This is a genomic window from Enterobacter sp. SA197 (assembly GCF_054131575.1).
This window is the reverse complement of sequence record NZ_CP096393.1, coordinates 4,017,261-4,037,049: the sequence shown is the minus strand read 5'-3', so window position 1 is coordinate 4,037,049 and position 19,789 is coordinate 4,017,261. Positions and strand designations below refer to the sequence as shown.

Here is a 19,789-nt window from a genome sequence, read left to right as displayed (position 1 = left end):
TGAATAACGAAAAAAAAGACGGCAAATTTTGCCGTCTATGATGAGAATAGTCGCCCTTATAAAAATCGGGCCTGACCAGGAGAGGAATAGAGGAATAAATTAACTCACGGCCAGGCGCAGCCCCAGATTTTCCGGATAGGGTGAAAAGTAGTTTTGGGTCAGCAAATAGTCATCCGGATGTTCCGCCAGATAATGTTTCAGTAAGGTGAGCGGGGCGAGAATAGGCAAAAGGCCAGCGCGATAATCGATAATCACCTTGCGCAGCTCTGCCCGCTGGCGACTATTGAGTTTCTTATTGAAATAACCCTGAATATGCATCAGCACGTTGGTGTGATTTTTACGCGAGGCGGGGTGCTTCAGAATCGTCATCAGCTTCTCCCGGTAGGCCACGAAAAACGCCTCCAGATCGTCCCATTCATGCAGATGAGCAATGAAGGGGCCAATTTCGCGATAACCTGCCTGATGGTGCGCGAGCAGTTGTAACTTATAGCGGCTATGAAATGCCAGCAGGGCGTGGCGAGTCAGGCCCTTCGCCCGAAGGGTATTGAGTTCATGCAGAGCAAACACCCGCTCAACAAAATTCTCGCGAAGCACCGGATCATGCAACCGTCCATCTTCTTCTACCGGCAGCCAGGGATATTTTTCCTGCATGGCGGCGGTGAACAATCCCTGACCCTCTTTGCGGCCCCGGTTACCCTTCTCATCGTACAGACGCACCCGCTCCATGCCACAGCTGGGGGATTTTGCACAGACGATAAAACCGTCGAGTTCCGCAACGCCGGGCAGGTAACTTTCCGCGAAGTCGGTCATTCTGGCGGTCACATCCTCATACGGCGCATGGGTGAAACGCATCTGTATGCTCTCGTCTTTGGTCCTGATAAGCCGCAGTGCAGGGCGGGGAACCGGCAGGCCAATCGCCATCTCCGGGCAGACAGGTTTAAAGGTGACCCACTGGGCCAGGGCAGTCATGACAAAATCCATGCGCTTATGCCCGCCGTCAAAACGTACCGTTGAGCCCGTCAGGCATGCGCTGATACCGAGTACAGGTTGCGTTGTCATTGTTCTTCTCCTGCGAAATACCCTTTTTTGGTGAAGAAGAGGGCGACCGTTGCCACGATAATGCCCGGTTTCTTCATCGCCGTTCTGGTAAACAGATGGCTGCCGTCCCGCAGATACATCCCGTCGCCGAAATGGAGCTGCCTGGTGTTGCCCCCGTTTTTCACATTCATACTGTAGCGCCAGTGGAAAGTATTGCCTGCAGACTGGCCCTGAGCCACACCTTCCATGTCGCTCGCCGTGCCTTTATACCGATCGCTGGCGGTGGGGCGAATGTGCCAGCCGGGGGCCAACAGTCGTTTCATGTTGTCTCTCTGATCAACTGTACACGCAGTTCAGGATATTGCGTGCGGGGGTGGGACCAGTGCATCGTCCAGCTCACCAGGAAACGAGCGGCATTGCGAAGCGGCGAATCGATAACGAACCGACAGCGATCCAGGTTTACCGGCAGGAGAGAGCAATAGCGTTGAGATGCACGCAGACCACGATGTTCACCGACAGGATCGATGAAGATGGCCCCGGCATGACCGAGCTGAGGGGGGGCCGCCAGGGGCTGGCTGTTCAGCGCGGTATAGAAATCAAAATAGTGGTCAGTGGTGGAACCGATTGTGGTCATGGCCTTCACCCGTGCGCAAAAAGATCCGGATCTATATGGTTACTTAGAACTTACACAAAATAAAATATCTGTCCAAGTTTTTATGAATAATTTTTTATTTATTATTTATAATCAATAATATATAAGTTGTATAATTTCTGGGTTAATGCAGGTGATGTGGTGGGGTGTCCCATTCAGGCGGGCGGACCGGTCAGCCGTCAACGCTCACCAACTTTCAGCCGGACCCTTTCCCTTACCCCGCCTCTCTCCCAGAGGCTGAGAAATTCCCAGAAAAAAATGCGGGCACGATCGGTCCTCTCGCCCCTTTGGGGAGAGATACCGTCTTGCGGTTCAGGCCGCAAGCGGTATCTCAGCGTCGAATATGCGACCCGATTTCACTACGCCATAAGCCAGTTGCAACAGCTTTCTCATTCCCGCGCAGACCTGCTCTTTCCCTGATTTTCCTCGTTCAGCCAGCCGCCCCATCAGGCTCTTCACCACTTCGTTATATCTGCCCGCGACGATGGCAGGCATGTACAACGCGCTACGTAACTCTCCCTGCCCCACCTTCGATATCCGGCTTTTCCCTTTCCACAACCCCGATTCACAGCGCCGTGGATTCAGTCCTGCATACGCCACCAGCGCCTTGCTGCTACTGAACCGGCGCAGGTTTCCCGCATATGCCAGCAGGCTGGCACTCAGCATATCTCCCACGCCCGGAATGCTCTTCAGCAGGGCTTTATCACGCTTCAGATCCGGGTTGTCGTCGATGTGCTGATTGATTTTCTTCTTCGTCTCTTCTATCAGCGCATCCAACTGGGCGATATGTTCAGTCAGGGACGCAAGGATGACCTCTTCAGCCCCTTCCAGCCGGTTTTCCTCCATCTGGCGCATCTCTTCCAGATTTTTCAGATGGCGGACCAGCGCAGTCAGTTGCCGCTCGTACAACGGCGCCGGGAACCAGGCCGATGGCTGATGCAGGGCGCAGTAACGCGCTATCAGCGCAGCATCACCTTTATCCGTCTTATTGCGGGTCAGTTCAGCCTTGCCAAAAGCGCTGATGCGCGCCGGATTTTCGAGGCTTACCCTGCAACCGTTATCAGCCAGCAGAGTGGCAAGTTCAGTGCTGTAGCAACCGGTGGCTTCCATGCAGACATGGCAGTCGCCAAAGCGCTTAAGCCAGGCCAGGAACTCGCGCGCCCCGGAAGAGGTATTCGCGAATTTTTTAGTTTTGTATTTCTGATTAGGAAGCAGAACGGCAACATCAAATTTGAGTTTGGCGATATCCACGCCGACAGGAACAAGATTCATGATGGCACTCCGTAACCTTATGACAATATCGCCGGACCATCCTTATATGTGGGTGCTCAGGGCACAGGATACCGTTCGGTCTTGAGGCGACAGGGAAACAGGTGACCGGGGCATAATCTCTCCCACGGGCTCAGAGGCACCAGGGCCAGGGGATGCTCACCGGTCACCTCCCGATGATCAGTCGGGGATCTTCTCCGGCTGAGCGGAGAAGATCAAGACATAAGGGCCAGGGTGAGGGGAAACATGCGGCGCTGAGCGTCATTCCGTTCACCTTATGTCCCTTGCTTTTCTGTCACGCCAGAACCCGTGAACGTGCCAGGAGGGCGGCGGTGAACCCACATGGCGCGTGCACAGGGAGAGTCGCTTCAGAAGAACAATAAACGTAAGGTGAACGGAACAGCCCGCCAGACTTGTATATTCCGTCCCGCCAGACCTAGAGCGTAATCACATCCAGTGACGTCACCAGCTCACGCCATTTTTCAACCTGCTTCTTGCGAGCAACGGTTAACTTCCCGCTGGTGACCAGCAGCCAGTGGCGGCCAGGGAAAATTTCAGGTGCCAGCACCGTGGGGGAGTTTGGCAGCACATCGATACGATGTCCCTGACCGGTACGCTTTAGCGCCTCCAGCCACACTTCACAGGGATCGGTCAGTTGCCAGCCACAGATCAGATAATTATCACCAGGGGCGCGCTTGTCGCCCTCAAGGCAGAATGAGGTGTAGGAAAGAATAATGCCATCAAGCACTTCGCGCAGGGTCATCATCGCAGGCGTGTTGGCGGAAACCTGGCTCCTGAGGGGGCGGAGCACCTCCGTCACCAGTTCAGGTCGGGGGTATTCACGGCCTGAATCATAAATTAACTGGCGCAGAGATTCTATTTTGCCTTCTTTGAGCCGCTCAAGCATGGTTGTCTGCAAGGTTACCCAGTTATTGGCGCGCCGTGTGCCGGGGCGCTCAAGCAGAGGTTTCACCTGGCTGACGGGCACCCCTTTCTTCACCCAGTCGAGAATGCGCAGCGCCTGCTGGACATCATCGTCACTGTATAAGCGGTGACCCCCATCGGTACGCAGGGGTTTAAGCAAACCATAACGCCGTTGCCAGGCCCGAAGCGTGGTCGCGTTAATGCCGCACAGTGTGGCGAATTGGCCAATGGAGTAAGACATGCCAGGTACCCGCAAAGAAAGATTCTTATTAATATACTATGAATATAGCACTGCTCAACGTGCCGCCCTGACGGGAGAGGGGGTGAGAGGGGGAAATTCGCCGAACAGGGGAAGAAAACGAAGACGAAAGCCTGATGCGGTCGACGTGGCGGGGGGCAGGCGTTCATTGCCGGTGGCGTTGCCGCTTCGCTGACGGGTGATCTGTGCTGACAGACACCCGCCCGGATGCGGGACGCGATATTCTCGCCTTAAAACAGACACTCATCTGTCGACAACAGTGTCACAAAAGGGCCGTTCAATGTGTTGTTGTGGTGAGCGATGATGGTCTGCGCGGCGAGGACCGCAGTATCCATCGTGGTGTGGGCATCGGCAATTAAAATTGGCTTAAAACCCAGATCAGCGGCAGCCCGACAGGTCGTATCGACGCAAAATTCTGTCTTCATTCCCACGACAACCAGCTCATCAACAGAGGCTTTGTGCAGTAATTCTGCGAGGCCGGTTCCGGCGAAACCATTTGGTCGTGTTTTGACCAAAACCTGGTCACGGCTTTCATCAATATCCAGCTGCGCAATAAGTCGCGTCAGGGGGCTGCCAGGTTCTACAGGTGAACCAGCAGGGCCGGTATGCTGCAAGGCAAAAACGGGTGCACCTGCCTCGTGGGCTCTGGCAATTAACTGATTGATATGGGTTAGTACGCGCGCCCCTTCATACGGTTTATCCGGGCCATGAAATAAACCCACCTGCATATCAATAACCAATAGAGCGCGACGTCGTGGGGGAAGAGAGGACATGATTTTTCTCCTGTTGCGTTACCAGGGGCCAGGAGAAAGAGAGTAAACCCGGCCAGGACTGGCGGGTTTAAGGGTAAATTTAGCGCGCATTACCCTCACAACCCGCGTCAGGGGTCGTGCTGGTGGTGGTTTGAGTCAGGCGCGCAAACATATTCATTCACTGAAATTATAAAAGCTTGAGTAAATCGTCAACAGAATAATGACTGCATCATCAGAAAGCCTGGCAGAGCCGGAGAGATGAACTGAAGCCCGGCCAGTTATGCACTCCGATTTACCAGGCTAACGTTCTACGTGTGTGTCAGGTCAACAGCATATAACTCAGCCCCATCATCGCACCCATGCCGGCCACCACGGTGAGAAACAGGCTGCGGGTCACCATGCCCGCCACGATGGCAATGATGGTAGCCAGTAGCGACAGGCTGAGACCAGAAGGCGACCAGACGGGTTTTGCGATGATTTCAGCGGTAATGATGGCGGACATGATGGCCGCTGGAATAAAGCTCAGCCAGTCTTGCAGTCTCTGCGGTAGATGAAACCTCGCCAGCAGAAACAGTGGAACCGTGCGCATCAACGCCGTTACAAGTGCCGCCAGGGCGATAGTGAAAACAATCGGATAGTCCATTTATTTCTCCCTTTTGCTGCGCATGCGCAGCACGCATGTCGCCACGGTGGCAGAGAGCATGGCTGCGATAATTACCACCAGATGCGTACCTAAATGCGATGCCGTGGTCAGCGTAATCAGAATGGCAGCGAAAATGGCTACGGTCTCCGGAAGTTTGCGCTGGCTGGCGTACCAGGTCATCACCAGTAAACCGACGAACATGGAGACCAGGCTGAAACTCAGCCCTTCCATCAGGAACGGCGGCAGCGCAGTTGCCAGCCATGCGCCGACAACACAGGCGACAATCCAGTTGAGCCACGCCGAAATGTTGAGCCCCAGGAGCCAGGGAAAGGGCAGTGCACCCTGGCGGGTAGCGTGCTGAACGGCCACGCCGAAGGTTTCGTCCGTGAGCAGGACACCGCCGATCAGTTTTTGCAAGGCTGTGGAGTGGCGAAACCAGATACTTAATGCCGAGCTCATCAGGAGATAACGCATATTCACCAGTGCGACGCTCAGAATGACCGAGGCCGATTCTGCACCCGCAGCCCAAAGTGAGTAGAAAAGGAAATGGGCGGAACCGGCGTACAACCCTGCTGCCAGCAGCGTCGTGTGCAACAGCGAAAACCCGGACAATGTACCAATGGCACCTGCGGCCATGCCAATGCTCCAGTAGCCTGGCATGGTGGGCAGACAAGCCATCACGCCTGCCATAAAGCGGCCGTTTGCCGCTTCAGCATTTTCACAATTCGTGTTAAATGACATTCTTTACCCATAAACTTCGCGAATGAGAAGCGCTGAGTGTAAAGGAACGGCATGGGGAGGATAGGATAATCCTGCTCATCATGAGAAAAGGGTGAGAGGTACACCAGATGAAAGACAAGCGCGATGACATCCGGTTATGGAAAGACAAAGCCTTTCAGGGCGAGATGGAAGTGTTGCGCGCCTCCTGCTTTGATCATCGTTATCCCCCCCATTTTCATGATGAGTTTGTGATGGCGATTTTTGCTCGCGGGGCTCAGCGCAACCGGGTATGCCGTAAAACGGGGGTGGCTGCCGCCGGAACGGTAATGTTCATTCACCCCGGTGAGGTACACACGGGAGAGGCGGTCGAGCGTGATTTGGGCTGGGATTACTGCGCATTTTATCCCTCTGAAGCACTGGTGCATGATATTGCAGACGCGGTACTGCCAGGCAAAGGACAGGTTAATTTTGGCCGGGAAATTATGTACCACGCGCCAGAGATGGCGGAAGAATTGCTTCAGTCTGCATCGGTTCTCGCCCATAGTCGGGATGCGATGGAAAAAGAGTGTGCGCTGTTTCAACTGCTTAGCACGCTGATTGCCCGATACGGTGAACGCTCAGGCTGCGAAAGGGGGAGAAACCAGGGAAGGGCTGATATGCGTCGTGCCGTTGAGTATTTACAGGCGCACTATCACCAACCCGTCAGCGTGCTGGATGTTGCCCGTGCGGTGGGGTTGAGTGAGTTTCACTTTATGCGCCTCTTTCAGAGCAGCACCGGCTTGTCGGTACACCGCTTCCTGACGCAAATCCGCCTGATCAGAGCGAAGTCTCTGCTCGCACGTGGCGTGAGTGCCTCACAAACCGCGCAGGATGTTGGATTTTTCGATCAGAGCCACTTCTCCCGTACCTTCCGTATCCATTTCGGCGTCACGCCGGGTGCCTTTGCGGCAGCCTGCCGATAAGTGAAAAAAAGCCCGCAGGGCGATGCCAGCGGGCTTTTCATCAATCAGTACGGTTAACGCACCATGCAGGGACGCTTGTTGTCGAACGTCCAGCCGGGGATCAGGTACTGCATCCCCATCGCATCGTCGCGCGCGCCCAGACCGTGTTTCTGATACAGCTCGTGCGCCTTCATCACCTGGTCCATGTCCAGCTCCACGCCCAGACCCGGTGTGGACGGCACCTGAACCATCCCGCCTTTGATTTCAAACGGCTCTCTGGTCAGGCGCTGGTTGCCTTCCTGCCAGATCCAGTGCGTGTCAATCGCGGTGATTTTACCCGGTGCTGCGGCCGCCACGTGGGTGAACATCGCCAGTGAAATGTCGAAGTGGTTGTTGGAGTGCGAGCCCCACGTCAGGCCAAACTCGTGGCACATCTGCGCCACGCGCACCGACCCCTGCATGGTCCAGAAGTGCGGGTCTGCCAGCGGAATGTCCACCGACTGCAGCGACAGCGTGTGACCCATCTGACGCCAGTCGGTGGCAATCATGTTGGTCGCAGTCGGCAGGCCGGTGGCGCGACGGAACTCCGCCATCACTTCGCGGCCGGAGAAGCCCTGCTCCGCCCCGCACGGGTCTTCGGCATAGGCCAGCGAGCCTTTCAGGTATTTACCGATGCTGATGGCCTCGTTCAGGGACCAGGCCCCGTTCGGGTCGAGGGTCACACGGGCCTCAGGGAAGCGTTTCGCCAGCGCCACGATGGATTCGGCCTCTTCATCACCTGCCAGCACGCCGCCCTTGAGTTTGAAGTCGTTGAAGCCGTATTTTTCATACGCCGCTTCCGCCAGACGCACCACGGCATCCGGGGTCATCGCCTCCTCATGACGCAGGCGATACCAGTCGCAGCGCTCATCCGGCTGGCTCTGGTAGGGCAGCGGCGTTGCCTTACGGTTACCGACGAAGAAGAGGTAGCCGAGCATTTCCACTTCGCTGCGCTGCTGACCGTCACCGAGCAGGGAGGCGACATTCACGCCCAGGTGTTTACCCAGCAGGTCGAGCATCGCGGATTCAATGGCGGTGACCACATGAATGGTGGTGCGCAGGTCAAAGGTCTGCAGGCCGCGGCCCGCGGCATCGCGGTCAGCAAAGGCGCTGCGCACGTCATTGAGGACGTTTTTATAGGCGCCGAGGGTTTTACCGACAATCAGCGGAGCAGCGTCTTCAATGGTCTGGCGGATTTTTTCGCCGCCGGGGACTTCACCGACACCGGTGTTGCCGGAATTATCAGTGATGATAACGATGTTACGGGTGAAGAACGGCGCGTGGGCGCCGCTCAGGTTCATCAACATACTATCATGACCGGCAACCGGGATGACCTGGACGGAAGTGACGACGGGAGTAGAAGACTGAGCTGGCATAGTTCCTCCTGGGAAAAGGGAAAGCCGTTTATTAAGGGCTGAAACGACTATCTGCCATAAGTAAAAACGTGGCGCGAAAGTACGAATGAGGAAGATTCTATTCCGGCAAACTTAACAAAAAAAGTCTGAATTACTGGTCTGTTGATTCAATTATTGAATCGTTTTATTTGTGCATCCTTAGGGTTTATTTTTTATCTTAATCAGTAACTTAATATGGTTTTTCCCATTGTTAAGAGCAAGCAGGCAGAAAAAATGATCGCTTCATCGGGTTGGGGTTACAGAGAGCAGGCAGCAGAAACCTAAAGGAAAAAACGGAGGGAAGAATGCGTACATAAGGCGACCAGAATAGAAAAAGTATAGCCCCAGATAAAGTCTCCTGCGTCGTTCATTAGCCCAAATTTTTTCATTAAATACATGCACAAATAATGCAAATGTCCATTAATGGACGATGGTAATCACGAAAAAGCGCATAATCCTGATGCGCGATACAAAACTGCCGCCTGAACCCGGCTTTTTAGATCATAGCGTGGCACCACAGTCGTTCAGGGTAACGGGAAAACAGGACGGCGCGCCCTGCGTTTGCAGGCATGCTGGTCGGTTGCAGAAGGGAGAAACAGATAAAATGATAGCGCTGTCATTTTGGTGAGCAAATGCGAACAGAGTCACGAAATTAACCCCGGTCAGCCCTGGCAGAAGAAACAGCCAGCGAAGTGCTGGCTGCGTAATGGGATTATCAGGAGAAGCGAATCAGACCGCTCTCTTTGTCGTAGTCAAAGATCGTGCCATATCGGTGACTCAGACGGGTCAGCAGGCTCGCAATCTCTTCGCCTTGCTGATGGGTGACGATTTCCGGCAGGCCTCGTGACAGCGCACGCTCGCGGTTCATGCCCAAATCGAGAGGAAGCAACTGGCAGGGTTATCTTTATGGCCGATGGAGTGATTGTGGAGGACAACACAGCGGAAGCCCTGTTTACCCAGCCGCAACAAGAGCGTACCCGCAAGTTTTTGCAGTCCACGCGGTAATTGCTTTCGCCAGCGGCCGCCGCTGCTGCTGGCGTGTGCTCTACTTTATGTCTTAAAATGCCGCCGGACGCGGCTTGATCAGGATTTCTCGCTGAAGGGCTTTTGCTGTAAAGGGCGCATTGCAGAGCGCTTGCGCTCCAGATACATCACATGCTCACTGTTGTTCATCATTTCCAGCAGATTACCGTACCGATCCGGGTCGTATTCCACGATGCCGTAGGCATAGTGCAGGCGAAACTGCTTTGCGGACTTTTCATTGAGATCGTCAATTCTTGATTGCAGGCTAAAGAGGAAGGTGTCTACGTCCTGATCCTGATCATGGCCCAGCAGCACCACGAATTTTCCCCCCTCCAGGCGCGCGGCTACGTCGTTCTTCTTCAGGCAGCGATTGAGCGCCGTGGCAAATTTTTTAAGCGTGTCATCCCCTTCGTGATGACCAAAAAATTCGTTTATGGCAGTGATATTTTCTACATCAAGATAAACCAGGCTAAACGATCGTTTATTATCCGTTAACCATGAAAAGCGTTTTTCCCCTAATTTATAAAAGCCACGTTTATTGGGCAACTCAGTTAGTGGATCGGTCATCGCCAGGCCAATGATATAAAATTCATCTTCAACAATTGCACCGAGATCGAGCAATGTGTTGATATTTTCCGGCGTGAATTCCCGGGGTTTGTCATCAATAATGCAAATGGTCCCGGCGACAGACCCATCGGGAAGACGCACCGGACAACCCGCGTAAAAACGAATATGCGGTTCGCCTGAAACAAAAGGGTGATCGTGAAAACGCTCATCTACACTGGCGTCTTTCACAATAAAAATGCCTTGCGCCAGAATGGCATGGGCGCAAAAAGAGATATTACGCGCCGTCTCGCGCACGCCGATTGTACCGCTGCAGGATGCCAGCCACTGGCGATCCCGGTCCAGCAGGCTTATCAACCCAATCGGCACGTCAAATGCCGCTTTGGCAAGCCTGGTTAAACGATCCAGACGTATATCATCCTTTTTATCCAGCAAATCCATCATATAAAGCGATTTAAGTCGTTCAGCTTCGTTTTCTGGTATTTCAGGAAATTTCATAAGATGGCCTCTTTAGCTATAGATCTACTATATCAGAGGTTTTTTATTTCGGTAGCCGCCCGGTGTGACGCGGTCAATAGTTCCGTTGGACTATTTGTAAAGGTGTCAAAAGCATCGCACGAATAACGCTATCGTGCCTGACGGCCTCCCCCTACAATGATTTCCTTTATCCCACTGGAGGTATTCCATGTCTCAACCCACGCTTACTTACCGTTTAGGCGATCGCGAGGTCGGCCGTCTGGGCTATGGTGCAATGCAACTGGCAGGTCCCGGGGTTTTTGGACCCCCGGCGGATGAGGCGAAGGCCATTCAGGTTCTGCGTGATGCGGTGGCATCTGGCGTAAACCATATCGACACCAGCGATTTTTATGGTCCGCATATCACCAATAAGCTAATCAAACAGGCGCTGCACCCCTATTCAGATGACTTATGCATTGTCACGAAAGTGGGAGCACGCCGTGATGAAAAAGCGAACTGGCTACCCGCCTTTAGCGCGGCGGAGCTGACGAGCGCGGTGGAAGATAACCTGCGTCACCTGGGGCTGGAGGCGATTGAAGTGGTCAATCTGCGCAGCATGCATGGTACACATGGCCCGGCAGAAGGGGCGCTGGAAGCAGAGCTGGAAACGCTGATTGGTTTAAAAGAACGGGGTCTCATTCGCCACATCGGTCTTAGCAACGTGACCGCGAAGCAGGTGGCGGACGCCCAGGCCATGACAGAAATAGCCTGCGTGCAGAACATGTACAACGTGGCGAACCGTGCGGATGATGCGTTAATCGACACGCTGGCTGCGCAAGGTATTCCTTATGTGCCGTTCTTCCCGTTGGGGGGCTTCACGCCGCTGCAATCCAATGAGCTGAATGAGGTGGCTACAAGCCTCAACGCCACTCCAATGCAGGTGGCGCTGGCATGGTTGCTGCAACGTTCGCCCAATATTCTGCTGATCCCCGGAACATCTTCACCGGTCCATTTGCAGGAAAACCTGGCAAGCGCGAAGCTGGTGCTGTCAGCCGAAGCGCTGGCAGTGCTGAATGGGATTGGGGGCGCACCTCAACATTGAGGTGAGCACGAGCAGCTTCCTCTGCCTGAGGGATGAGGAGCCCCCCGTAATATGACGTTTTACAGCGATGACACTGCCTGATGGGACACAACTGTTAAAGCGATGGCAGGGTCCGGCTGAAAATCGATGAGGCGTTGACGGCTGACCGGGGCCGCCCGCAGGGAAGCGGGCGGAGGGGATAGCCTGCAGGGAGGCAGGCTGGTCCCCGACCCGATAGTCAGACGACATAAGCATCATGGACCGCGAAGCGGCGATTTTCCTGGCCGGGAGCCCGGGTCGCCAGGGCGGTGGCGGTGAACCGCCCTGGCACGTTCACCGGTTCTGGCGCTACAGAAAAGCAAGGAACATAAGGTGAACGGAATGACCCTCAGCGCCGCATGTTCCCCCTCACCCCATCCCTCTCCCTGAATGGAGAGGGGGCCGTCCGTGCTCGCATTTTGTGGGGACTCCTCAGCCCTGAGGTAGAGGTGGCTATCTATGACACAATCCAACCTCATCCCAGCGCCTGTTGCCAGTCGGCAATCAACTCCTGCTCATCTTCAATGCCCACCGACAACCGAATCAGCTGTGGCGTAATGCCATTGGCGAGACGCTGCTCAAGCGGAATAGAAGCGTGGGTCATGCTGAACGGCTGGCTTACCAGACTCTCCACGCCGCCGAGACTTTCAGCCAGGGTGAAAAGGGTAAGTTTATTAATAATCCGCGTTGCATAGTCATCGTCGCCTTTCACCACCACGGAAATCATCCCGCCGGGTAGCGCCATCTGCTGACGGGCAAGCTGGTGATGCGGATGCGATTCCAGCCACGGGAACCACACTTTTTCGACCTGCGGTTGCTGCTCAAGCCATGTCGCCAGCGCCAGCGCGTTGCTGCTGTGGCGTTCAATCCGCAGTGACAATGTGCGGATGCCGCGCAGCGTCAGGAAGCTGCTGAACGGGTCAAGCACGCCGCCGACCGCATTTTGCAGGTAGCCCAGCTTCTCCGCCAGCTCAGGGTTATCGCCTACCACGGCCAGCCCGGCGACCACATCCGAGTGGCCATTGAGGTATTTGGTGGCCGAATGCACCACGATGTCGAAACCAGACTCAATAGGGCGATGGATAACTGGCGAAGCAAAAGTGTTATCCGCCACGCTGATTATCTTGTGCCGCTTTGCAATCGCCGCGATGGCGACCAAATCGGCGAGTTTCAACAAAGGGTTAGTCGGTGTTTCAACCCAAATCATGCGTGTATCTGGCCGAATCGCTGCTTCAAGCCCCGCCAGATCGTCGGGTTTGACCCAGCTGACGCGCAGGCCGGTGCTGCGACGACGCACGTTTTCAATCAGGCGATAGGTGCCGCCGTAGACGTCGTCAATGGCGACGATGTGGCTGTCTTTATCGAGCAGTTCAAGCACCGTAGAAATTGCGGCCAGCCCGGAAGCAAACGCATAGCCGCGCGTGCCGCTCTCCAGTTCAGCTATCGCGGTTTCCAGCGCATGCCGCGTCGGGTTGCCGCTGCGGGAGTATTCATAGCCAGTATGTTGACCGGGTGCCGGTTGGGCAAAAGTAGAGGTGGCGTAAATGGGTGGCATCACCGCGCCATGCCGATCGCTGAATGCACCGCTGTGCACGCTTAATGTGTTTAACTTTGTCATCGTTATTCCTTACTGTTCGAGTCGGTTACGCCAGGTAGTCAGGACGTCGCTGCGGGTAACAAGGCCGAGAAAGCGGTCGTTGTCAGCGATAACCGCCACCAGACCACGATCGAAAATGGCTTTCAGTGCGCTTTCCGGGGCGTGTTTATCGAGGGTTTCCACATTGCGGGTCATCGCTTCTCTGACCGGCAGGGAGAAACGTTGGCTGTCGCCCTGCACGTGGCTAATCAGATCCCACTCGTCGACGATCCCGACGACACGGCCGTTTTCCAGTACCGGCAGTTGAGAAAAGTCGTACAGGCGCATGCGGGCAAGCGCGGCGGCAAGCGTGTCGTCAGGCGCGGCGGTGACCGTGGCCCCCTCGTCATGACGCAGGGCGATAAAATCGGTTAAATCACCTCGTGAAGGGCGGGAAAGAAGGCCCTGCTGGCGCATCCAGTCATCGTTAAACATCTTCGACAGATATTTGTTACCGCTGTCGCAGGCGAAGGTGACGACGCGCTTCGGCGCGGTTTGCGCCTGGCAGTAACGCAGCGCGGCATTAAGCAGCGTGCCGGTTGAGGAGCCCGCCAGCACTCCCTCAATTTGCAGCAGGTTGCGGACGGTGGCGAAGGCCTGCGAATCGGTAACGCGGTACGCTTTATGCACACCGTCGATATGCGCCAGCGGTGGGATAAAGTCTTCGCCTATGCCCTCCACCAGCCAGGAACCGGGTTCACCATAACGACCGGTTTCCACCTGATCGGCAAGAATCGATCCGGCGGGGTCGGCGAGAATAAATTCGGTTTTCGGAGAGTGTTCAGCAAACCAGGCCTGCAGGCCGCCCAGAGTGCCGCCGGAGCCAACGCCGACCACAATCGCATCGATGTCACCATCAAGCTGCGCAAAAAGCTCCGGGGCCGTGGTGGTACTGTGCGCCAGGGGGTTGGCCTCGTTATTGAATTGATCGATGTAAAACGCCCCCGGCGTTTCATCCGCCAGGCGGCGGGCGTAATCCTGGTAATAGGCAGGGTGTCCCTTGTTGACATCCGAACGGGTCAGTACGACCTTTGCGCCCAGCGCCCGCAGGTGGAAAATCTTCTCCCGGCTCATTTTGTCCGGCACCACCAGAATTAACGAATAGCCTTTTTGCGCGGCAATCAGCGCCAGCCCCAGCCCGGTATTTCCGGCAGTGGCTTCAATAATGGTGCCACCAGGCTGCAAATACCCGAGCCGTTCGGCTTCGTTAATCATCGATAGCGCGACCCTGTCTTTGATGGAACCGCCAGGGTTTTGGTTTTCCAGTTTTAAATAGAGGCTACATGGCCCGCTCTCCAGCTTGTGCAGCTGAAGCAGGGGCGTCTTACCAATTAATTCACTGATTGAATGAAACACTGACATTGTGAGTTACCCGCTCATTGACCCAATGAGCGGATGATAGGTCTGCCGTTTTTGGCATTTAAAGAATCTTTGTTTGTCTTTTAGAACCAAAAGAAATATGACCTGCTGTTCAGACGTCAAGAAGGAGAGATTGTTAGCCATCCGGAAGTGTTGATAGCCGGAAAAGGGCATTTTTGCCGCCAAATACAGCGATTTACCGGGTTATCGTCGCTGCGATATACATTTTTTAGCTATCCATTACTGAAAATATCCATAACGCCGAATGATGCATTTCGTCGGCGCTTAGCGCAAAAAGGTATAAGCATTGGCTATTTAGTTATTTGAAATAAATTCATGACTGATTATTATCATCTGGACATCCATACTGCTAAACCGCCAAAACGGAAACATTAACGCAATGATCGTTCTCAGGAATATTTCCAAAATTTTTAGCCAGGGAAAGGCGTCAATTACCGCTGTGGATAGCGTTAATCTGTCGGTTGAGCAGGGGCAAATTTACGGGATTATCGGTTATAGCGGTGCCGGGAAAAGTACGCTGATCCGCCTGTTGAACGGGCTGGAAAAACCCACTACCGGTAGCGTGGTGATCAACGGTCAGGATATCGCTGCGGCACGCGGCGAATCACTGCGCCAGGCGCGTCTGAAGATCAGTATGGTTTTTCAGCACTTCAACCTGCTCTGGTCGCGCACCGTCAGTGAAAACATCGCTTTTTCGATGCAAATTGCGGGGGCACCTAAAGCGGCGATTAAGGCGCGAGTTGCTGAGTTAATTGAGCTGGTGGGGCTGAAAGGCCGTGAGGATGCTTATCCATCGCAACTGAGCGGCGGGCAGAAACAGCGCGTAGGGATTGCCCGAGCGCTGGCCAACAGCCCGGATGTGCTGTTGTGTGATGAAGCAACCTCGGCACTGGACCCGCAAACCACCGATCAGATCCTTGATCTGCTGCTGGACATTAATCGTCGTTTCAAACTGACGATTGTACTGATTACCCACGAAATGCATGTGGTGCGTAAGATCTGCGACCGCGTGGCGGTGATGGAAAATGGCAGAGTGGTCGAGGAGGGCGACGTTATCGGCGTCTTTACCCACCCGCAGCAGCCGATCACCCGCCAGTTCGTGCGCCAGATTGGTCAGTATGAAGAAGATGAGTTTAACCCTGATCTCAACAGCGATCTGGGTGGGACGGTGATTAAGCTGACCTTTACCGGTCATAGTACGCATAAGCCGATTGTTGGGGAGTTGACCCTGCGTTACGGCCTGCCTTTTAACATTCTGCACGGCAAGATGACGCAAACCGCCCACGGTGTGTTTGGTCAGCTTTGGGTGCATGTCGTAGCCACACAAGAACAAGTAGACAATATCCTCGCGGATTTACGCCAAAGCGATATTGAAGGCGAGGTGATTTCCCATGCTTGAAACATTATTTCCCCACCTGAAAATTGAACAACTGTGGGCGGCTACCCAGGAGACGCTGTACATGACGGCACTCTCCGGGGCAGCAACCTTCGTGCTGGGAATTATCCTTGGCCTGGCGCTGTTTCTTACCGCCAGAGGGGGGTTGTTCCAGAACCGTGCCCTGTATGGCGTGATTTCCATTCTGGTGAACGTCTTCCGCTCGATTCCGTTCATCATTTTGATTGTGCTCCTGATCCCGTTCACCAAGACCCTTGTCGGAACGATCCTCGGAGCGAATGCCGCGCTGCCTGCGCTGATTGTCGGCGCTGCACCGTTCTATGCCCGTCTGGTCGAAATCGCCCTGCGCGAGGTAGACAAAGGGGTGATTGAAGCGACCCGTTCGATGGGCGCGCGTTTAAGCACGTTAATTTTTCGGGTGTTGCTGCCTGAATCATCACCGGCACTGGTTTCCGGGATTACCGTCACGCTGATTGCTCTGGTGAGCTACAGTGCAATGGCCGGGGTTATCGGTGCGGGTGGATTAGGAAATCTTGCTTATCTGGAAGGATTCCAGCGAAACCACGGCGACGTTACGTTGGTGGCGACGGCGACCATACTGGTCATTGTCTTCATCATTCAGTACTGCGGCGACGTCATAACTTCTCTGTTAGATAAACGCTAATTTACCCGTTGTCCTTCAGGTTGCATGTGCGCTGACTACGTTGTTCACCCCTGTCACTTACTTCAGTAAGCGCCAGGGGGCACGCTCTGCCAGCTACATGTAATCCGAATGACTTAGGCAAATAAAATAATGGAAACCAACAACATGAAAAAAACACTGACACTGCTCGCCGCCGTCACCTTAAGCGCCCTGAGCTTCTCCTCCTGGGCAGACACCCTGACCGTGGGTGCCTCTAACGTACCGCATGCGGAAATTCTGGAGCAGGCGAAACCGATTCTGGCAAAACAGGGTATCGATCTGGAGATCAAACCGTTCCAGGACTACATCCTGCCGAATACCGCGCTGGCGGGCCGTGAAATTGATGCTAACTACTTCCAGCACATTCCTTACCTGAACAGCGTGCTGAAAGACCATGCAGACGATAAGACCTATGATTTCGTCAGCGCCGGTGCTATCCATATTGAGCCAATTGGCATCTACTCCAAAAAGCATAAGTCTCTGAAAGACCTGCCGCAGGGTGGCAAAGTCATCATGCGTGATGCGGTCTCAGAAGAAGGTCGTATCCTCTCTATTTTCGAAAAAGAGGGCGTGATCAAGCTGAAACCGGGCGTGGATAAAGTGACTGCGCGCATCAGCGACATCGTGGAAAACCCGAAAAAGCTGCAGTTCCTGCCGAACGTCGAAGCGGCTCTGCTGCCGCAGATGTATAACAACGACGAAGGTGACGCGGTGGTCATCAACGCCAACTACGCCATCGATGCGGGTCTGGATCCGGTGAAAGATCCGATTGCGGTTGAAAGCGGCGAGAACAACCCGTATGCCAACATCATCACCGTGCACCGTGGCGACGAGAAGAAAAAAGATATCGTAGCCCTGGTGAACGTGCTGCACTCCAAAGAGATTCAGGAGTGGATCCGCACCAAATATAAAGGTGCTGTCATTCCGGTTAACAACTAATTGCCCCTCAGGCGGAGGAGAGATCCTCCGCTGTTTTTCCTGCCTGAAGCCCTCTTCTTGATCCTGTGTGATAAATCTCACCAATTTTAAACAATTACGAAATTTGTTGATAACAACGTACTACTATTGCCCGGATTAACTTGCGCGAGGTAGAAATGAAAGATGTCGTTATTGTTGCTGCGGTTCGCACACCTATCGGCTGTTTTCAGGGGGCGCTCTCGACCCATTCTGCTGTAGAGCTCGGGAGCTACGTCGTGCAGGCGCTGCTCGACCGCAGCGGTGTGCATCCGCATTCTGTTGATGAAGTGATTCTGGGCCAGGTGCTGACCGCCGGTGCCGGGCAAAACCCTGCCCGCCAGTCGGCGATTAAAGGTGGCCTGCCAATGACGGTGTCGGCGATCACCATTAATGATGTCTGCGGCTCAGGGCTGAAAGCGCTGCATCTGGCTTCGCAGGCCATCCAGTGCGGTGAAGCGGACATCGTGATTGCCGGTGGTCAGGAGAATATGAGCCGCGCCCCGCACGTGTTAACCGACAGCCGAACCGGTGCGCCGCTGGGCAACAGCCAGCTTATCGATAGTCTCGTCCATGACGGGCTGTGGGATGCTTTTAATGATTACCATATGGGCGTGACGGCAGAAAACCTGGCGCGTGAATACGGCATCAGCCGTGCACATCAGGACGAGTGGGCGTTACGGTCACAGCAAAAAGCCCGCGCGGCGATAGATTCAGGGCGGTTTCACGATGAGATCGTCACTGTCAAAACCCAGACAGCGGATGGCCGCACGCTGCTTGTCGACACTGATGAACAGCCACGCACCGATGCCAGCGCAGAGGGACTGGCGCAACTTAGCCCCGCGTTTGAGCTTGCCGGTTCGGTGACGGCGGGCAACGCTTCACCTGTCAACGACGGCGCGGCAGCGGTGATGATGATGAGTGAAGCCAAAGCGCTGGAGCTGAATCTGCCGGTAATGGCGCGCATCCGGACATTTGCAAGCGTGGGTGTCGATCCTGCATTAATGGGCATAGCGCCGGTTTATGCCACCCGGCGCTGCCTTGAAAGGGTGGGCTGGCAGTTAAGCGATGTTGATCTGATTGAGTCCAATGAGGCTTTTGCCGCGCAGGCGCTCTCAGTGGGGAAAATCCTTGAGTGGGATGAAAAGCGGGTCAACGTGAACGGTGGAGCCATTGCGCTTGGTCACCCGATTGGTGCCTCCGGCTGCCGCATCCTCGTATCTCTGGTCCATGAGATGCAAAAACGCAGTGCCCGCAAGGGGCTTGCGACGTTATGTATTGGTGGCGGCCAGGGCGTGGCGCTGGCTATTGAGCGCGATTAAGCCGGGATTTTCCGTGATAAATCGAATGCCTGGCTGATTAGTAAATTTTAAAGGCCGGGTAATGGTGAGTTACCCGGCCTGAGTTACGTTTTCCCTACGCCCTGTTACTCCAGGAAGTAGCGAATAAGTTCAAGAAAGCCAATAAGGGCTTTAAGCACGATGATCGCTTTTTCGATAAAAACGCTCATCCGTTTCTCCACAACGTGGAGAGGGCGGCTTGCTGAAAGCTCGTATATTGCCTGTATCAGCAGTTGCGCTCAGTGTTAGATGAAGTGCGTTCCCTTTCGATCAGAGCCGTTAGCTGAATCCTGGAGCGGGAAAAACCCAACCTCACCCGTTGGGTTTTTTTATGCAAAAAAAAGCCCTCCACCAGGGAGGGCAAGGCCAGTTACAGAAACACTAACTCAAAACAGACCGGACGACGAAACCTGTCAACCGGCGTCATGATTTCTCTTTTCACCTCAAACGAACCGTTTACTGAAACGCGTATGTTGTGAAGTTTTGCGTTCAAAAACGAGGTGTAAATTTATCAAAACATCGTTTCATTTGTTGTGATGTCCCGCGCAATTTATAAAAAAAAACCATAAAAATGAAAAGATAATTTGCAGGCTTTTTTGCAGGGAAT

General features: G+C 54.4%; 19 protein-coding genes and 1 pseudogene. 6 read left to right on the top strand and 14 right to left on the bottom strand.

From position 1 onward, the window contains the following. Window positions 1-99: 99 nt before the first annotated feature. The 8 genes and pseudogenes from M1D91_RS18915 to M1D91_RS18880 all read right to left on the bottom strand — a co-directional run bounded on the left by M1D91_RS18915 (window position 100) and on the right by M1D91_RS18880 (window position 6,278). Window positions 100-1,059, bottom strand: a complete 960-nt coding sequence (locus M1D91_RS18915; protein ID WP_437433932.1) for a YbgA family protein — start codon at window positions 1,057-1,059, stop codon at window positions 100-102. Beyond that, window positions 1,056-1,337: pseudogene (locus M1D91_RS18910) on the bottom strand (DUF3833 family protein); the annotation flags it as partial. The pseudogene M1D91_RS18910 and the gene M1D91_RS18915, both read right to left, overlap by 4 nt. A gap of 20 nt (window positions 1,338-1,357) precedes the next feature. Beyond that, the gene (locus M1D91_RS18905) at window positions 1,358-1,672 is read right to left on the bottom strand and encodes a nuclear transport factor 2 family protein (RefSeq protein ID WP_437433931.1); all 315 of its coding nucleotides are present in this window, start codon (window positions 1,670-1,672) and stop codon (window positions 1,358-1,360) included. A gap of 330 nt (window positions 1,673-2,002) precedes the next feature. Continuing rightward, window positions 2,003-2,962: an IS110 family RNA-guided transposase gene (locus tag M1D91_RS18900; RefSeq protein WP_457975823.1), complete on the bottom strand. Its 960-nt coding sequence runs from the start codon at window positions 2,960-2,962 to the stop codon at window positions 2,003-2,005. A gap of 433 nt (window positions 2,963-3,395) precedes the next feature. Continuing rightward, window positions 3,396-4,124, bottom strand: a complete 729-nt coding sequence (locus M1D91_RS18895; protein WP_437434520.1) for a MerR family transcriptional regulator — start codon at window positions 4,122-4,124, stop codon at window positions 3,396-3,398. Between the two features lie 248 nt (window positions 4,125-4,372). Next, a complete protein-coding gene (locus M1D91_RS18890; protein ID WP_437434521.1) occupies window positions 4,373-4,915 on the bottom strand; it encodes a cysteine hydrolase family protein in 543 nt (180 codons plus the stop codon). Between the two features lie 298 nt (window positions 4,916-5,213). Next, complete coding sequence (locus M1D91_RS18885) at window positions 5,214-5,537, bottom strand: AzlD domain-containing protein (RefSeq protein WP_437434522.1); 324 nt, start codon at window positions 5,535-5,537, stop codon at window positions 5,214-5,216. Further along, entirely contained in the window at window positions 5,538-6,278 is a 741-nt protein-coding gene (locus M1D91_RS18880) for an AzlC family ABC transporter permease (RefSeq protein WP_437434523.1), read from the bottom strand. It lies immediately after the preceding gene. A gap of 107 nt (window positions 6,279-6,385) precedes the next feature. On the opposite strand from M1D91_RS18880, the gene M1D91_RS18875 reads away from it, so the two are divergent. Beyond that, window positions 6,386-7,219, top strand: a complete 834-nt coding sequence (locus M1D91_RS18875; protein ID WP_437434524.1) for a helix-turn-helix transcriptional regulator — start codon at window positions 6,386-6,388, stop codon at window positions 7,217-7,219. A 53-nt stretch (window positions 7,220-7,272) separates the two neighbouring features. Here M1D91_RS18875 and gudD read toward each other — a convergent pair whose 3' ends face one another. From gudD to M1D91_RS18860, 3 genes are all read right to left on the bottom strand, one after another. Then, a complete protein-coding gene (gene gudD, locus M1D91_RS18870) occupies window positions 7,273-8,613 on the bottom strand; it encodes a glucarate dehydratase (protein WP_457975822.1) in 1,341 nt (446 codons plus the stop codon). Between the two features lie 733 nt (window positions 8,614-9,346). After that, window positions 9,347-9,499, bottom strand: coding sequence for a hypothetical protein (locus M1D91_RS18865; protein ID WP_437434541.1), 153 nt, complete (start codon window positions 9,497-9,499; stop codon window positions 9,347-9,349). Window positions 9,500-9,714: 215 nt separating this feature from the next. Then, window positions 9,715-10,716 carry a sensor domain-containing diguanylate cyclase gene (locus M1D91_RS18860; protein WP_437434542.1) on the bottom strand — a complete coding sequence of 334 codons (1,002 nt, stop codon included), beginning with the start codon at window positions 10,714-10,716 and terminating at the stop codon, window positions 9,715-9,717. Between the two features lie 187 nt (window positions 10,717-10,903). Between M1D91_RS18860 and M1D91_RS18855 the strand changes: the two genes are divergently transcribed. Next, a complete protein-coding gene (locus tag M1D91_RS18855; RefSeq protein ID WP_437434543.1) occupies window positions 10,904-11,776 on the top strand; it encodes an aldo/keto reductase family oxidoreductase in 873 nt (290 codons plus the stop codon). Between the two features lie 493 nt (window positions 11,777-12,269). Here M1D91_RS18855 and M1D91_RS18850 read toward each other — a convergent pair whose 3' ends face one another. Both M1D91_RS18850 and M1D91_RS18845 read right to left on the bottom strand, forming a co-directional pair. Further along, entirely contained in the window at window positions 12,270-13,412 is a 1,143-nt protein-coding gene (locus M1D91_RS18850) for a trans-sulfuration enzyme family protein (RefSeq protein WP_437433713.1), read from the bottom strand. A 9-nt stretch (window positions 13,413-13,421) separates the two neighbouring features. Next, window positions 13,422-14,792: a pyridoxal-phosphate dependent enzyme gene (locus M1D91_RS18845; protein WP_437433712.1), complete on the bottom strand. Its 1,371-nt coding sequence runs from the start codon at window positions 14,790-14,792 to the stop codon at window positions 13,422-13,424. Window positions 14,793-15,189: 397 nt separating this feature from the next. On the opposite strand from M1D91_RS18845, the gene M1D91_RS18840 reads away from it, so the two are divergent. From M1D91_RS18840 to M1D91_RS18825, 4 genes are all read left to right on the top strand, one after another. Continuing rightward, on the top strand, window positions 15,190-16,209 hold the full coding sequence (locus M1D91_RS18840; RefSeq protein ID WP_437433711.1) for a methionine ABC transporter ATP-binding protein: 1,020 nt from the start codon (window positions 15,190-15,192) through the stop codon (window positions 16,207-16,209). After that, window positions 16,202-16,870: a methionine ABC transporter permease gene (locus M1D91_RS18835; RefSeq protein WP_437433710.1), complete on the top strand. Its 669-nt coding sequence runs from the start codon at window positions 16,202-16,204 to the stop codon at window positions 16,868-16,870. The genes M1D91_RS18840 and M1D91_RS18835 overlap by 8 nt, the downstream gene beginning before the upstream one ends. A 144-nt stretch (window positions 16,871-17,014) precedes the next feature. Further along, window positions 17,015-17,827, top strand: coding sequence for a MetQ/NlpA family ABC transporter substrate-binding protein (locus M1D91_RS18830; RefSeq protein ID WP_437433709.1), 813 nt, complete (start codon window positions 17,015-17,017; stop codon window positions 17,825-17,827). 155 nt (window positions 17,828-17,982) lie between these two features. Continuing rightward, window positions 17,983-19,164, top strand: a complete 1,182-nt coding sequence (locus tag M1D91_RS18825; RefSeq protein ID WP_437433708.1) for an acetyl-CoA C-acetyltransferase — start codon at window positions 17,983-17,985, stop codon at window positions 19,162-19,164. Window positions 19,165-19,268: 104 nt separating this feature from the next. On the opposite strand, the gene dinQ is transcribed toward M1D91_RS18825, so the two are convergent. Further along, complete coding sequence (gene dinQ, locus M1D91_RS18820; RefSeq protein WP_437433714.1) at window positions 19,269-19,352, bottom strand: damage-inducible type I toxin DinQ; 84 nt, start codon at window positions 19,350-19,352, stop codon at window positions 19,269-19,271. Between the last annotated feature and the right edge of the window lie 437 nt (window positions 19,353-19,789).